Below are 12,400 nucleotides of genomic sequence, written 5' to 3' on the forward strand. Positions count from 1 at the left end.
AGGGCCTCCTGGCGCCGGCTGCGTGACCGGCGGACAGGACCGTGCCTGCTCCCACAACTTGCGACGCCTCGCGAAGCGCGCCCCTCGTCGGATCAGGTGAGTAACGATATAGCCAAGGTTACACCCGCTGTCAAGAACAAAGTAAGAACATAACGCTGACCCGAGCACCATCCACCACCCTCATCCTGAGAGTCTGGCTCATATAGCGGTGCGGGAACTCTCCTCCCACAGGCTTGCATGAGACCTGTCTTCCTTGGGCGCAAGACGGGAACATCCGACTTGCGATGAGGAGGTGGAGGTGGGGGTGTCGGCGCCACACCTGGAGAGGCTTGCGCTCACACCCTTGCCCTTAATCCCTCCCCACGAGGGGGAGGGAGATACGCGCGAGCCCTTTGTGAGCCACACACTGAGGAGCGGCGAATCTGCATCTCGAAGGATCTACGAGCGCTCTCTGGATCCTCCTTCGAGACGGCGCTGCGCGCCTCCTCAGGATGAGGACAGAAGGAGACAGGAGGAGAGGCGCGGATGGCCGGAACAGGCCAGGTCATGACGTGAGGAGTTCCTTCCATGAAGGAAATATTTGCGGTCATCCCGAGACCGTCCCGGAGATTCGCCTGTTGCCTCACGCCTTCCGCTGCCAGCGTCCGTTCTCGTCCTGCTGCCAGTACGTGGCCGCATGGCCGCCCTCCTTTACCGTGCGCCATTGATCGCGGGCGACGGCGAGGGCTTGGACGTCGTTGCCATCGAACAGGATCGCCAGCCGCTCGTAGGCGGTGATGTCGCTCGGCAGGTCCGCGCCTTCCACGAGGAAGCGAATCGAGGCGCCGTTGGGGTTGTCGCCCGACAGGGTGATGAGGATCGGCTGGTCCGCCGCATGGGCCTCGCGGTCGGTGCCGTGCGGCAGGAAGCTCTCGTCGGTGAAGGTCCAGAGGTGATCGTCGAGCGCGGACAGGCGCTCTTCGGTCACCGCCTGCACGATCGCGCGCCAGCCCCGCTCCAGGGTCTTCTGCAGGAGCGTGGGCAGCACGGCCTCCAGCGGCTGATGCTGGAGGTGATAGAAAAGGACCTCGGTCATCGCTGCTCACAAGTCCTTGCGGCCGCAACGGCAGCGGCGCGCCGAAGGTCCCTTCCCGCCATTGTCCTCAGGCCTCGTAGTGATCGCGGACGAGACGGTCGAGGAGACGCACGCCCCAGCCGGAGCTCCAGCCCTTGTTGATCTCGGTCGCCGGCGACCCCATGGCCGTGCCGGCGATGTCGAGATGGGCCCAGGGCACGTCGTTGACGAAGCGCTGAAGCAGGGCCGCAGCCGTGCTCGACCCGCCGAAACGGCCGGCGGAGTTCTTCATGTCGGCGAACTTGGATTCGATCATCTTGTCGAATTCCGGCCCCAGGGGCATGCGCCAGACCCGCTCACCCGTCGCCTTGCCGGCCACCGTCAGGCGCTCGGACAATTCGTCGTTGTTCGAGAAGAGGCCGGCATATTCCTGCGCGAGGGCCACGAGAATCGCCCCGGTCAGAGTCGCGAGATCGATCATGAACTTCGGCTTGAAGCGGTCCTGCACGTACCAGAGCACGTCCGCGAGCACGAGCCGGCCCTCGGCGTCCGTGTTGATGATCTCGATGGTCTGGCCCGACATGGTGGTGACGATGTCGCCCGGGCGCTGAGCGTTGCCGTCGGGCATGTTCTCGACGAGGCCGATGGCGCCGACCACGTTGGCCTTCGCCTTGCGGCTCGCGAGCGCATGTATCAGGCCGACCACGCAGGCCGCGCCCGCCATGTCGCCCTTCATGTCCTCCATGCCGGCGCCCGGCTTGATCGAAATACCGCCCGAGTCGAACACCACGCCCTTGCCGATGAAGGCGATGGGGCTCTCGTCGGCCTTGCCGCCGTTCCAGCGCATGATGGCGACCCGGCCGCCGCGCACGGAACCCTGCGCGACGCCGAGAAGCGCATTCATGCCGAGCTTCTTCATGGCCTCGTCGTCGAGGATCTCGACCTCGACACCGAGTTTGCTCAGCTCCTGGGCACGGGCGGCGAATTCCTGGGGGCCGAGCACGTTCGGCGGCTCGTTGACGAGGTCACGGGCGATGGCGACGCCCTGCTCGATGCCCTCGCGTGACTGATAGGCCTTCCTGGCCGCGGCGGGATCGGCCACGCTGAAGACGAGGCTGCCGCCTTTCTTGGCTTCGTCACCGTCCTTCTTGGTCTTGTAGCGGTCGAAGCTGTAGCGGCGCAGCTGGGCGCCGAGCGCGATGTCGGCGACCGCCTCCGGGGTGACCTCCACCCCGGGCAGGTCCAGCACCACCGTGGCGAGTTTCCCGTTCGCCTTTCCGGCGATCAGGCCGCCCATCTGGACGAAATCGATGCCAGACCGGTCCTTCTCGCCGCCGAGACCGATCACGATCAGCCGGTCGACCGGCAGGTCGGCGGGCACGACGATGGACATGGCGGATTTCGCCTTGCCCTTGAACGTCTCTGCGGCCGCGGCCTTGGCGATGAGGTCGACGGCCTTCGGGCCCAGCTGCGCGGCGACGGCGCCGGAGGGCTTGAGGTCATCCCCGACGAAGACAATGAGATCGCCGGTCTCGACCTTGCCGGGAGCCTGGAAGTCGATCTTGAAGCTGTCGGCCATGAAATCCTCGTTGTTCTGATGCACATCACCGGTCTTGAAAGCCGGCTGCGACGCTGACGATGGGGACATATATCATATGGCGGGCCATGGCACGGGGAAGCTGCCGTGAAATCGGCGCAATCCCGGGTTGTTGAAAACCGCCATCTTGCCTGAGATGATGCGACACGATACCCAGGGGTCCGCTGCCCGGGGGCGAAGGGCCTTATGACACTCCTCGAACGCTATATTCTGAAGAACACCTTCAACGCCTTCCTCGCGTGCCTCGTCGCCCTCACAGGCGTGATCTGGATCACGCAGGCGCTGCGCGAGCTCGACCTGCTGACCGGCAAGGGCCAGACCATCGTGATCTTCCTGACGGTGACGGGCCTCTCCCTTCCCGCCCTGATCAACGTCATCGCTCCCGTGGCCCTGTTCCTGGCGACGATCTACACCCTGAACAAGCTGAACGGCGATTCCGAGCTGATCGTCATGAGCGCCGGCGGCATGCCGCCGCAGCGCCTCCTGCGACCGTTCCTGGCCCTGGCCACCTTCGTCTGCGCCGTGGTGGCCATCATCTCGGTCTACCTCATGCCCGCGAGCTTCCAGGAGCTGCGCCAGCTGTTCACGAAGATCAGAGCCGATTTCGTGGGCACCATGGCCAAGGAAGGGCAGTTCATCACCTTGGAGAGCGGCTTCACGTTCCATTACCGGGAGCGTTCGGGGGACGCCCTGCTGGGGATCTTCATGGAAGACCTCCGGGACAAGGATAAAGCCGTCGTTTACCTCGCCGAACGTGGACAGACGGTCGAACAGAACGGCAATGCCTATCTCGTGCTCCAGAAGGGCAGCGTCCAGCGCAAGGAGCCCAACAGCCGCGATTCGTCGATCGTCGCCTTCGAGCGCTATGCGGTCGACCTGTCCGCCTTCAGCAAGGAGGGCGGAGAGGTCGTCTACAAGCCGCGCGAGCGAAGCACGACCCAGCTCCTCTTCCCCGACAAGGGCGAGTTCATCTACCAGGAGCAGCGCGGACGCTTCCGGGCCGAACTGCACGACCGCCTGTCGTCCTGGCTCTACCCGCTCGCCATGATGGTCATCGCCTTCGCGGCCTTGGGCGAGGCGAGAACGACCCGCCAGGGACGCGGCCTCGCCATCGCGGGCGCGGTGGTCGCCATCGTGCTGCTGAGAATTCTCGGCTTTGCCGCGTCGAGCGCCGTCGCGCGAACGGCAACGGCAGTGTTCGCCGTCTACGGCGTCCCGCTGGCGGGAATCCTCTTCAGCCTGCTGTTCATCTTCAAGGGACCGGCCATGCGATCCGCACAGGCGAAGCTCTATATGGCCTTCCGCAACCTGCTGCCATCGCGCTCTCCCGCGCCTCAGAAGGCCTGACCATGCTGATCGGCCGCACCCTCGGATCCTATTTCTCGCGACAGTTTCTTAAGACGATTTTCCTTGTTTTCGCGACTGTCTTCACCCTCGTCTACACGCTGGACTTCGTGGAGCTCATGCGCCGGGCAGGCGATGCGCCGGCGGCGACGCCTGCGGTGATCGCGCAGCTCGCTCTGTTCCGTACGCCGGCCATCGCGGAGCAGGTCATGCCGTTCGCGGTGCTGTTCGGCAGCATGGCCGCCCTCCTCCAGCTCAGCCGCAAGCTCGAGCTGGTCGTGGCCCGGGCGGCGGGCATTTCCGCATGGCAGTTCCTGCAGCCGGGGTTTCTGATCGCTCTCCTGATCGGCGTCCTGTCCGTGACCGTCTACAATCCGGTTTCGGCCATCCTCAAGCAGCGAGCTTCCATCCTGGAGACGCAGACCTTCTCCCGGCCGACCCAGAATCGAGAGAAGCCGATCTGGATCCGCCAGAGGAGCCAGGACGGGCAGGCTATCCTTCGGGGCGACGGTTCGGCGACCGACAGCCCGACCCTTTACGGGGTGACGGTTTATGCCTTCGACCCGACGGGCGTCTTCACCCATCGGGTCGAAGCCAAGGAAGCGACCCTGCACGAGGGGTTCTGGGAGCTGAAGGATGCCCGCATCCTTTCGGCCACCGAAGAGCCCCAGTCCCATGAACGTTACCTGATCGCGTCGAACCTACAGCCCTCGCAGGTTCGACAGAGCTTCATCGAGCCCGATGCTGTGCCGTTCTGGTCCCTCAGAGAGACGATCAACCGCATGGCACAGGCGGACATCAACGTCACCGCCTATCAGCTCCATTACGACCTGCTTTTGGCCCGCCCCCTGCTGTTCATCGCGATGGTCTTCGTGGCCGCATCCGTATCGTTAAGATTCTTTCGATTTGGTGGTGTAGCGATGATGGTTCTGGGTGGCGTCGCCGCCGGCTTCATGCTTTATGTCGCCACGGAGCTTATGGCGGAGCTTGGCGCCGCCGGAATCATCAGTTCCCTTGTTGCAGCTTGGTTCCCAGCTGTAGTAGGCAGTCTGTTAGGGACCTTGGCGTTATTGCATCAAGAGGACGGCTGACCGGCCTCTATAAGAAGGTTAGTTGAGGAGTGGGGATGCGGCAGCGGCTTAAGACAACGATCGCAATGTCTGCGATCGCAGCGGCTCTGTTAGCTGCTGGGTCTGTGCCTGCGCTCGCCCAGGCCACCCTGAACGACGCCCTCGCCGGGCGCGCACAGTCCGGATCGGGCCAGGACCGCCTTCTCGTTGACGCCAAGGAAATCGTCTACGACAACGACAAGAACACGATCGCCGCCTCCGGCGACGTCCAGATGAATTATCAGGGCCGCACGCTCCAGGCCGACCGTGTCACCTACGACCGGAACACCGGCCGCGTCTTCGCCGAGGGCAATGCCCGCCTGACGGATGCCAGCGGCACCGTCGCCACGGGCGATCGATTCGAACTGACGGACGACTTCAAGAACGGCTTCATCGATTCCCTGAGGGTGGTCCAGACCACCGTCGAGCAGGGCCGTCCCCTCACGACCCGCTTCTCCGCCCCCCGGGCCGAGCGGGCCGAGGGCGAGACGACGGTTTTCGAGCGCGGCACCTACACCGCCTGCGAACCCTGTAAGGACAATCCGGAACGGCCGCCCCTCTGGCAGGTCAAGGCCGCCAAGATCATTCACAACAACAGCGAACGGACGATCTATTACGAGGACGCGACCCTTGAGCTCCTCGGCATTCCGGTCGCCTACATGCCCTATTTCTGGACGCCTGACCCGACGGTCAAGCGTAAGACGGGCTTCCTGTCGCCGCGTTACGTCTATTCCAGCTCCCTGGGCTACGGCGCCTCCGTGCCGTTCTTCTGGGCGATCGCGCCGAACTACGACCTGACGCTCAACCCGACCTACCTGAGCCGGCAGGGCCTTCTCGCCCAGGCCGAATGGCGCCACCGGCTTGAGAACGGCGTCTACACCATCCGGGCCGCCGGCATTTCGCAGCAGGATCCCGAAGCCTTCCTTCCGTCCCCACGCGGCGCAGGAGATCGCGACTTCCGCGGCTCACTGGAGACGAGCGGCCTTTTCTACATCAACCAGAACTGGCGCTGGGGCTGGGATATCGCCCTGCTGTCCGACAAATGGTTCCTGTCGAACTACAAGATCCGAAGCGAAAGCCTCAGCTCGTACTACGTCAAGGAATCGGTCTCGACCCTGTACCTCCAGGGAGCGGGAGACCGTTCCTTCTTCGACATGCGGGGCTACTACTTCCAGACCCTGTCGAGCTCCGACTGGCAGAAGCAGCAGCCGGTCGTCGCTCCTGTTCTGGACTACAACAAGCGCTTCACGCCCCCGACCATCGGCGGCGAGTTCGCCCTCGACGTGAACGTGACGCACCTCTCGCGCGAGGCCGCCCAGTACAATCCGCTCTCCGTCGCCAACACGGCCTATTTCGGCGTGGCCCAGACCTGTCTTGTGTTCGATCGCGCCTCCTGCCTCGTCCGCGGCATCAGCGGCGCGACTTCCCGCGCATCGGTGACCGCCTCCTGGCGCCGTGAGTTCGTGGATCCGATCGGCCAGGTCTGGACGCCGTTCGCTTATGTCCGGGCCGACAATTTCTGGATCGCGCCGGATTTCGCCGGTTACCAGAACCCGCAGCTCTCCAACTTCATCGATACGGGAGACGATTATCTCTTCCGGGCCATGCCGGCGGTGGGCGTCGAATATCGCTATCCGTTCATCGCCAGCCTGGGCAGCTCCGGCAAGCAGATCCTCGAGCCGATCGCGCAGGTGATCGCCCGTCCGAGCGAGACCCGGGTCGGCCGCCTGCCCAACGAGGACGCCCAGAGCCTCGTGTTCGACGACACGTCCCTGTTCGACTGGGACAAGTTCTCCGGCTACGACCGGGTCGAGGGAGGCGTGCGCGCCAATGTCGGCATCCAGTACACCGTGACCGGCGCCGACGACTTCTACGCCAACGTGCTCTTCGGGCAGTCCTACCAGATCGCCGGGCGCAACTCGTTCCGGCAGCCCGACCTCGCCAATGTTGGTCTGGACTCGGGTCTCGATTCTCGAGCCTCCGATTATGTCGGCCGCTTCCAGATCTCGCCCAACGCGAACTTCGCTTTCGTGACCCGCGCGCGCTTCGACCAGGACGACTTCGGCCTCAACCGGCTCGAAGCCGGCTTCAGGGCGAACTTCAATCCGTATCTCCCGGTGTCGACATCGCTGACGTACGCCAATTATGCGGCCCAACCCGCCATCGGGTTCCCGCTACGGCGCGAGGGCCTGCTCGGCACGGCCCGTTGGGATATCACGCCGAACTGGTACGTGTCGGGCTCGATCCTCCTCGATCTCGACCGCTATCTCCTGGCGCGTGAAACCTATCTGACCCAATACGCCATCAACCCAGAGACGGCCGTCTATAACCGGGAGAACGCTGCCTATGTCAGCGGCATGTCGCTCGGGATCGGCTACATGGACGAGTGCACCACCTTCTCGCTCAGCTACAGCGTGACACCGCGCGAAGTTGTCCGGAACTCGGGTGAGAAGAGCCAGAATCAGACCATCGCGTTCACGCTCGAGTTCCGCTCGCTCGGCGAAGTGGGCTATACTCAGAACCTCAGCGGCCTATCTTCGGACGAAGGTGTATCCACCCAGTGATGGGGCTCCAACAGCGCCCTCCTCTCCTCCTGACGCAGGGTGATCCGTCTGGGATCGGCCCCGAACTGAGCCTGAGGGCCTGGCTGGAACGAGAGGCGGAGTCCGTTCCTGCCTTCGGGATCGTCGGCGATCCTGGACATCTTGATCGGGTCGCGAAGAGCTATGGCTGGGACGTTCCCATCGCGGCCGTAGAACCCGGGCAGATCCGATTCACCTTCTCCAGCGCGCTTCCGGTCGTTCCCCTGAGCGCTCCGGTTGCAGCCGAGCCGGGGAAGCCCGATCCGGCCAATGCTCCGTCGGTCATCGAGTCCATCGAGACGGCCGTTCGGCTCGTGCAGGATGGATCCGCCGCGGCGGTCGTGACCAATCCCATCGCCAAGCACGTTCTCTATGAGGCCGGCTTCCGTCATCCGGGCCACACGGAGTTTCTCGCAGCTCTCGCGTCCGAAGCCGGCCCGGAGACCTATCACCCGGTTATGATGCTCTGGAGCGAGCAGCTCGCCGTCGTGCCCGTCACGGTGCATATCCCCCTGGCGAACGTACCCTCCGCCCTGACCACGGAGCTGATCGTTCTCACGGGACGGATCGTTGCCAGAGAGCTGCGGCAACGGTTCGGCGTCGAAAATCCGCGGCTCGCCCTCGCGGGGCTCAATCCCCATGCGGGCGAAAGCGGCGCCATGGGTACGGAGGACGGGTCCATCATCGTCCCGGCCGTTGACATCCTGCGCTCCGAAGGGATCGACGTGACGGGCCCCCTGCCGGCGGACACCATGTTCCACGCCCGCGCGCGCAGCCGATACGATGCAGCCCTTGCCATGTATCACGACCAGGCTCTGATCCCGATCAAGACGATCGCCTTCGACGAGGCGGTCAACGTGACCCTCGGGCTGCCCTTCGTGCGGACCTCGCCCGACCACGGCACGGCATTCGACATTGCCGGCAAGGGCATCGCACGCCCCGACAGCCTCATGGCGGCCCTGAAGCTTGCCGCCCGCCTGGGGCGCCCGTGAGCCAGATCGATGATCTTCCCCCGTTGCGCGAGGTCGTGCGCACCCACGGGCTGATGGCCAAGAAATCGCTCGGCCAGAACTTCCTGTTCGACCTCAATCTCACCAGCCGTATCGCCCGCTCGGCCGGACCGCTGGAAGACGCAACCGTGATCGAAGTCGGCCCCGGCCCCGGCGGCCTCACCCGAGCCATCCTGGCGGCGGGCGCGAAGAAGCTCATCGCCATCGAGCGTGACAGCCGCTGCCTGCCCGCGCTGGCTGAGATCACCGATCACTATCCGGGGCGGATGGAGGTGATCGAAGCCGACGCGCTGGCCTTCGATCCCCGTCCCCTGGTTGGCGACGGGCTCGTGCGGATCATCGCCAACCTGCCCTACAATGTCGGCACGGCCCTCCTGACCGGCTGGCTCACCGGCGAAGCCTGGCCGCCCTGGTGGGCCTCCCTCACCCTCATGTTCCAGCGCGAGGTCGCGGAGCGCATCGTCGCGGACGAAAGCGATCCGAAGAACTACGGCAGGCTCGGCGTTCTCTGCGGCTGGCGGACGGAGGCGCGCATCCTCTTCGACGTGCCGCCCTCGGCCTTCGTGCCGCCGCCGAAGATCACATCGAGCATCGTGCACCTGACGCCGCGGGCCAACCCGCTGCCCTGCCGCATCGGTGCCCTCGAAGCGGTCACCCGCGCGGCTTTCGGACAGCGCCGCAAAATGCTGCGCCAAAGCCTGAAATCCATCGCTCCCGATCCGGCAGCGATCATCGAGGCCGCCGGGCTCGAGGAAACGATCCGCGCCGAGAACATCCCTGTCGAGGGCTACGTGGCCCTAGCGAATGCTTATGATGCTTTGAGGCATCGGCAGAGCTGAGACGCTCCCCGTCCCTCGCCCTCCCGCAATCTCCGCCTATATGAAGCCGCTGGACCGGCGCGGGGGCTCCTCTTCATGAGACCTTAACCGCGCCGTTCCATGATTGCATCATCGTGAGCGGCCTCATCGGCCGCGAGAGGAGAAGGCGGGAATGTCGCAGCCGCGCAAGACGATCGGGCTTCTGTTCGGGGGACGCTCTGCGGAGCATGAGGTCTCCAAGCTGTCGGCAGCCAATGTCTTGAGGGCTCTCGATCCCAACCGCTACGACATCGTGCCCATCGGCATCGGCCGGGACGGGCGCTGGCTCCTCTGCGACGCCGGCAACGGCGCAGGAAGGGGAGCGCAATCCCTGGAAATCCCTGAGGGAGCCCCGCAGGTGGCTCTCCTCCCCGGCGGTGCGGGCGAGATGATCGTGCTGAACGGCGCCGCCCCCTCGCGCTCCCTCAACCTCGATGCGGTCGTGCCCGTGCTCCATGGTCCCAACGGCGAGGATGGAACGGTTCAGGGCTTTCTCGAACTGGCCAATATTCCCTATGTGGGTTCCGGCGTCATGGGGTCCGCCGCCGGCATGGACAAGGACATCGCCAAGCGCCTGCTGCGCGATAGCGGCCTCCCGGTTGTGCCGTTCCTGACCCTGACTTCGCGCAGTCGCGTCGATTACAAGGCTGCCGTGGACGCGCTCGGAACTGCGGATCTCTTCGTCAAGCCCGCCAATATGGGCTCGTCCGTCGGCGTGTCCCGCGCGTCTTCCGAGGAGGAATTCGACCGCGCCTGCGAGCGTGCCTTCCGCTACGATGGCAAGGTGCTCGTGGAACGCAGCGTCACGGGTGCCCGGGAGATCGAGTGCTCGGTGCTGGAAGATGCCTCGGGCGAGGTTCGGGCCTCTCCGCTGGGCGAGATCGTTCCGGCCGACAGTCACGGGTTCTACAGCTACGACGCCAAGTATATCGATGCGGACGGGGCTCTCCTGCGCATCCCGGCGGCAATCTCGCCGGCTCAGGCCGGCCGCCTCCAGGAGCTTGCCGTCGCAACCTTCAAGACCCTCGCCTGCGAGGGCTTGGCCCGTGTCGACTTCTTCCTGGACCCCAGGAACGACGACGGCCTCTACATCAACGAGGTGAATACTCTGCCGGGCTTCACGGCGATCAGCATGTACCCGAAGCTCTGGGAGGCCGGCGGCTTGCCTCAGAGCGCGCTGATGGATGTGCTGCTCGGACACGCCATCGCCCGCCACGAGCGCCGAAACGCGCTCGCGCTGGTGTGAGGGCGATCAGTCGATCGTCTCGGCCAGCAATCCGTCGACGAATTCGGACAGGCCGACGAGGCGCTCGCGCTTGAGGCGCTCGGCCGTCTGAATCGCCTTCAGGCTCTCGAAGGACTTGCCGAGATCCTCGTTGACGATCACGTAATCGTACTCGACCCAACGCTCCATCTCGATGCGGGCATTGGCGAGACGCTTGGCGATGACCTCGGGCGCATCCTCGGCGCGGCGTTCCAGCCGCGCCTTCAGCTCCTTGAAGCTGGGCGGCAGAACGAACACCGTCACCACGTCGTCCGGCAGCTTCTGGCGAACCTGGCGGGTGCCCTGATAATCGATGTCGAAGACCATGTCCTGACCGGAGGTCAGGGTCTTCTCCACGGGCTTGCGCGGGGTGCCGTAGAAATTGCCGTGGACCTCGGCCCATTCCAGGAGTTCGTCGCGATCGCGCATCGCCAGGAACTCTTCCACGTCGATGAAGTGATAGTGCCGTCCCTCGATCTCGGAGGGGCGCTTGGGACGGGTCGTCACGGAAACGGACAGGACTCCCGCCCGCTCCTCCACGAGGCTGCGGGTGAGCGTGGTCTTACCGGCGCCGGAGGGCGAGGACAGGATGAGGATGAGGCCGCGACGGCCGACCGGAGATTTCGAACCTTGGCTCACCGCATCACTCCACATTCTGAACCTGCTCGCGGAATTGCTCGATAACGGCCTTCAATTCAAGCCCGATCCGCGAGAGGGACACGTCATTGGCCTTTGCGCACAGGGTATTCGCCTCGCGGCCGAATTCCTGCGCCAGGAAATCGAGCCTCCGGCCGACGGACCCGCCCTCCTGCACCAGGCCACGCGCGGCGTCCACATGGGCCCGCAGACGGTCGAGCTCCTCGCGGATATCCGCCCGGGCGGCGATCAGCACCGCCTCCTGATGCAGGCGTGCCGGCTCGAGACTGGTCTTGCCGTCGAGCAGTTCGGCGATCTGCGCCTCCAGGCGGGCGCGAATGGCATCGGGCTGCCGGGCTGGCGCCGCTTCCGCTTCATCGACCAGACGGGAGATCATGTCGAGCTGCTGGCCGAGGACGACGGCGAGCGCCTGCCCCTCCTTCAGCCGAACCGTCTTGAGGGCTTCGATCAGCGAGCCGATTCCCGCCCGCAGGGCCGCCACGAGTTCCTCGTCCTGCAGCGGATCGGCGGCATCGTCGTCGAGCTCGACCACGCCGCGCACGGACAGGAGCCCGTCGAGGGAGGCGGGCTGCACGTTGGCCGGAAGCGACAGCCCTCCGATGGCCGCGAGCAGCGATTGCAGCACATCCTGGTTCACCCGCAGCTTGGCCGCCGAAGAGGCCTTGCTGAGCGCCAGGTTGAGCTGGCCCTGGCCTCGCGTCAGCGCCTTGAGGATCTGGCCGCGAGCCTCCTCGCCGATGGCATCGAGACCCGAAGGCGTCCGGACGCGCACCTCGAGTCCACGTCCGTTCACCGTCTTGAGCTCCCAGGCCCACTGATAGGATCCGGTGACGCCCGCCTCACGGGCGAAGCCGGTCATGCTCGCAATGGACATAGGCTAACCTCGAACGGAATGAAAAATCGGCGCGACCATAATGCGCGCCGGT

General features: G+C 65.0%; 10 protein-coding genes. 6 read left to right on the forward strand and 4 right to left on the reverse strand.

Going from position 1 to position 12,400, the window contains the following annotated elements; translation table 11 throughout:
* Positions 1–622: 622 nt before the first annotated feature.
* Both OC446_RS15370 and OC446_RS15375 read right to left on the reverse strand, forming a co-directional pair.
* Positions 623–1,075: a DNA polymerase III subunit chi gene (locus tag OC446_RS15370; RefSeq protein WP_262029908.1), complete on the reverse strand. Its 453-nt coding sequence runs from the start codon at positions 1,073–1,075 to the stop codon at positions 623–625.
* Positions 1,076–1,142: 67 nt separating this feature from the next.
* On the reverse strand, positions 1,143–2,633 hold the full coding sequence (locus OC446_RS15375) for a leucyl aminopeptidase (protein WP_262029909.1): 1,491 nt from the start codon (positions 2,631–2,633) through the stop codon (positions 1,143–1,145).
* 204 nt (positions 2,634–2,837) lie between these two features.
* Here OC446_RS15375 and lptF point away from each other — a divergent pair, with 204 nt between their 5' ends.
* The 6 genes from lptF (at position 2,838) to OC446_RS15405 (ending at position 10,799) form a co-directional block, all read left to right on the forward strand.
* Positions 2,838–3,998 (forward strand): LPS export ABC transporter permease LptF, encoded by a 1,161-nt coding sequence (gene lptF / locus OC446_RS15380; RefSeq protein WP_262029910.1) that lies wholly within the window; start codon positions 2,838–2,840, stop codon positions 3,996–3,998.
* 2 nt (positions 3,999–4,000) lie between these two features.
* Positions 4,001–5,086, forward strand: a complete 1,086-nt coding sequence (lptG, locus tag OC446_RS15385; RefSeq protein WP_262029911.1) for an LPS export ABC transporter permease LptG — start codon at positions 4,001–4,003, stop codon at positions 5,084–5,086.
* A 65-nt stretch (positions 5,087–5,151) separates the two neighbouring features.
* Positions 5,152–7,668 carry an LPS-assembly protein LptD gene (locus OC446_RS15390; protein ID WP_262029912.1) on the forward strand — a complete coding sequence of 839 codons (2,517 nt, stop codon included), beginning with the start codon at positions 5,152–5,154 and terminating at the stop codon, positions 7,666–7,668.
* Entirely contained in the window at positions 7,668–8,678 is a 1,011-nt protein-coding gene (pdxA, locus tag OC446_RS15395) for a 4-hydroxythreonine-4-phosphate dehydrogenase PdxA (RefSeq protein WP_262029913.1), read from the forward strand. Before OC446_RS15390 ends, pdxA begins: the two co-directional genes overlap by 1 nt.
* A 53-nt stretch (positions 8,679–8,731) precedes the next feature.
* On the forward strand, positions 8,732–9,535 hold the full coding sequence (rsmA, locus tag OC446_RS15400) for a 16S rRNA (adenine(1518)-N(6)/adenine(1519)-N(6))-dimethyltransferase RsmA (RefSeq protein WP_262029967.1): 804 nt from the start codon (positions 8,732–8,734) through the stop codon (positions 9,533–9,535).
* A gap of 151 nt (positions 9,536–9,686) precedes the next feature.
* Positions 9,687–10,799 carry a D-alanine--D-alanine ligase family protein gene (locus tag OC446_RS15405; protein WP_262029914.1) on the forward strand — a complete coding sequence of 371 codons (1,113 nt, stop codon included), beginning with the start codon at positions 9,687–9,689 and terminating at the stop codon, positions 10,797–10,799.
* 6 nt (positions 10,800–10,805) lie between these two features.
* On the opposite strand, the gene gmk is transcribed toward OC446_RS15405, so the two are convergent.
* Positions 10,806–11,471, reverse strand: coding sequence for a guanylate kinase (gene gmk, locus OC446_RS15410; RefSeq protein ID WP_262029915.1), 666 nt, complete (start codon positions 11,469–11,471; stop codon positions 10,806–10,808).
* Positions 11,461–12,348: a YicC/YloC family endoribonuclease gene (locus OC446_RS15415; RefSeq protein WP_262029916.1), complete on the reverse strand. Its 888-nt coding sequence runs from the start codon at positions 12,346–12,348 to the stop codon at positions 11,461–11,463. The genes gmk and OC446_RS15415 overlap by 11 nt, the downstream gene beginning before the upstream one ends.
* Positions 12,349–12,400 lie beyond the last annotated feature (52 nt).

The sequence above is a fragment of the Microvirga sp. Mcv34 genome, assembly GCF_024519725.1.
GTDB lineage: Bacteria > Pseudomonadota > Alphaproteobacteria > Rhizobiales > Beijerinckiaceae > Microvirga.

What these genes read in the sequence shown, in the direction of transcription:
- OC446_RS15370 (WP_262029908.1), bottom strand. Translation starts at nt 1,075, where the DNA reads ATGACCGAGGTCCTTTTCTATCACCTCCAGCATCAGCCGCTGGAGGCC.
- OC446_RS15375 (WP_262029909.1), bottom strand. Translation starts at nt 2,633, where the DNA reads ATGGCCGACAGCTTCAAGATCGACTTCCAGGCTCCCGGCAAGGTCGAG.
- lptF (WP_262029910.1), top strand. Translation starts at nt 2,838, where the DNA reads ATGACACTCCTCGAACGCTATATTCTGAAGAACACCTTCAACGCCTTC.
- lptG (WP_262029911.1), top strand. Translation starts at nt 4,001, where the DNA reads ATGCTGATCGGCCGCACCCTCGGATCCTATTTCTCGCGACAGTTTCTT.
- OC446_RS15390 (WP_262029912.1), top strand. Translation starts at nt 5,152, where the DNA reads ATGTCTGCGATCGCAGCGGCTCTGTTAGCTGCTGGGTCTGTGCCTGCG.
- pdxA (WP_262029913.1), top strand. Translation starts at nt 7,668, where the DNA reads ATGGGGCTCCAACAGCGCCCTCCTCTCCTCCTGACGCAGGGTGATCCG.
- rsmA (WP_262029967.1), top strand. Translation starts at nt 8,732, where the DNA reads ATGGCCAAGAAATCGCTCGGCCAGAACTTCCTGTTCGACCTCAATCTC.
- OC446_RS15405 (WP_262029914.1), top strand. Translation starts at nt 9,687, where the DNA reads ATGTCGCAGCCGCGCAAGACGATCGGGCTTCTGTTCGGGGGACGCTCT.
- gmk (WP_262029915.1), bottom strand. Translation starts at nt 11,471, where the DNA reads ATGTGGAGTGATGCGGTGAGCCAAGGTTCGAAATCTCCGGTCGGCCGT.
- OC446_RS15415 (WP_262029916.1), bottom strand. Translation starts at nt 12,348, where the DNA reads ATGTCCATTGCGAGCATGACCGGCTTCGCCCGTGAGGCGGGCGTCACC.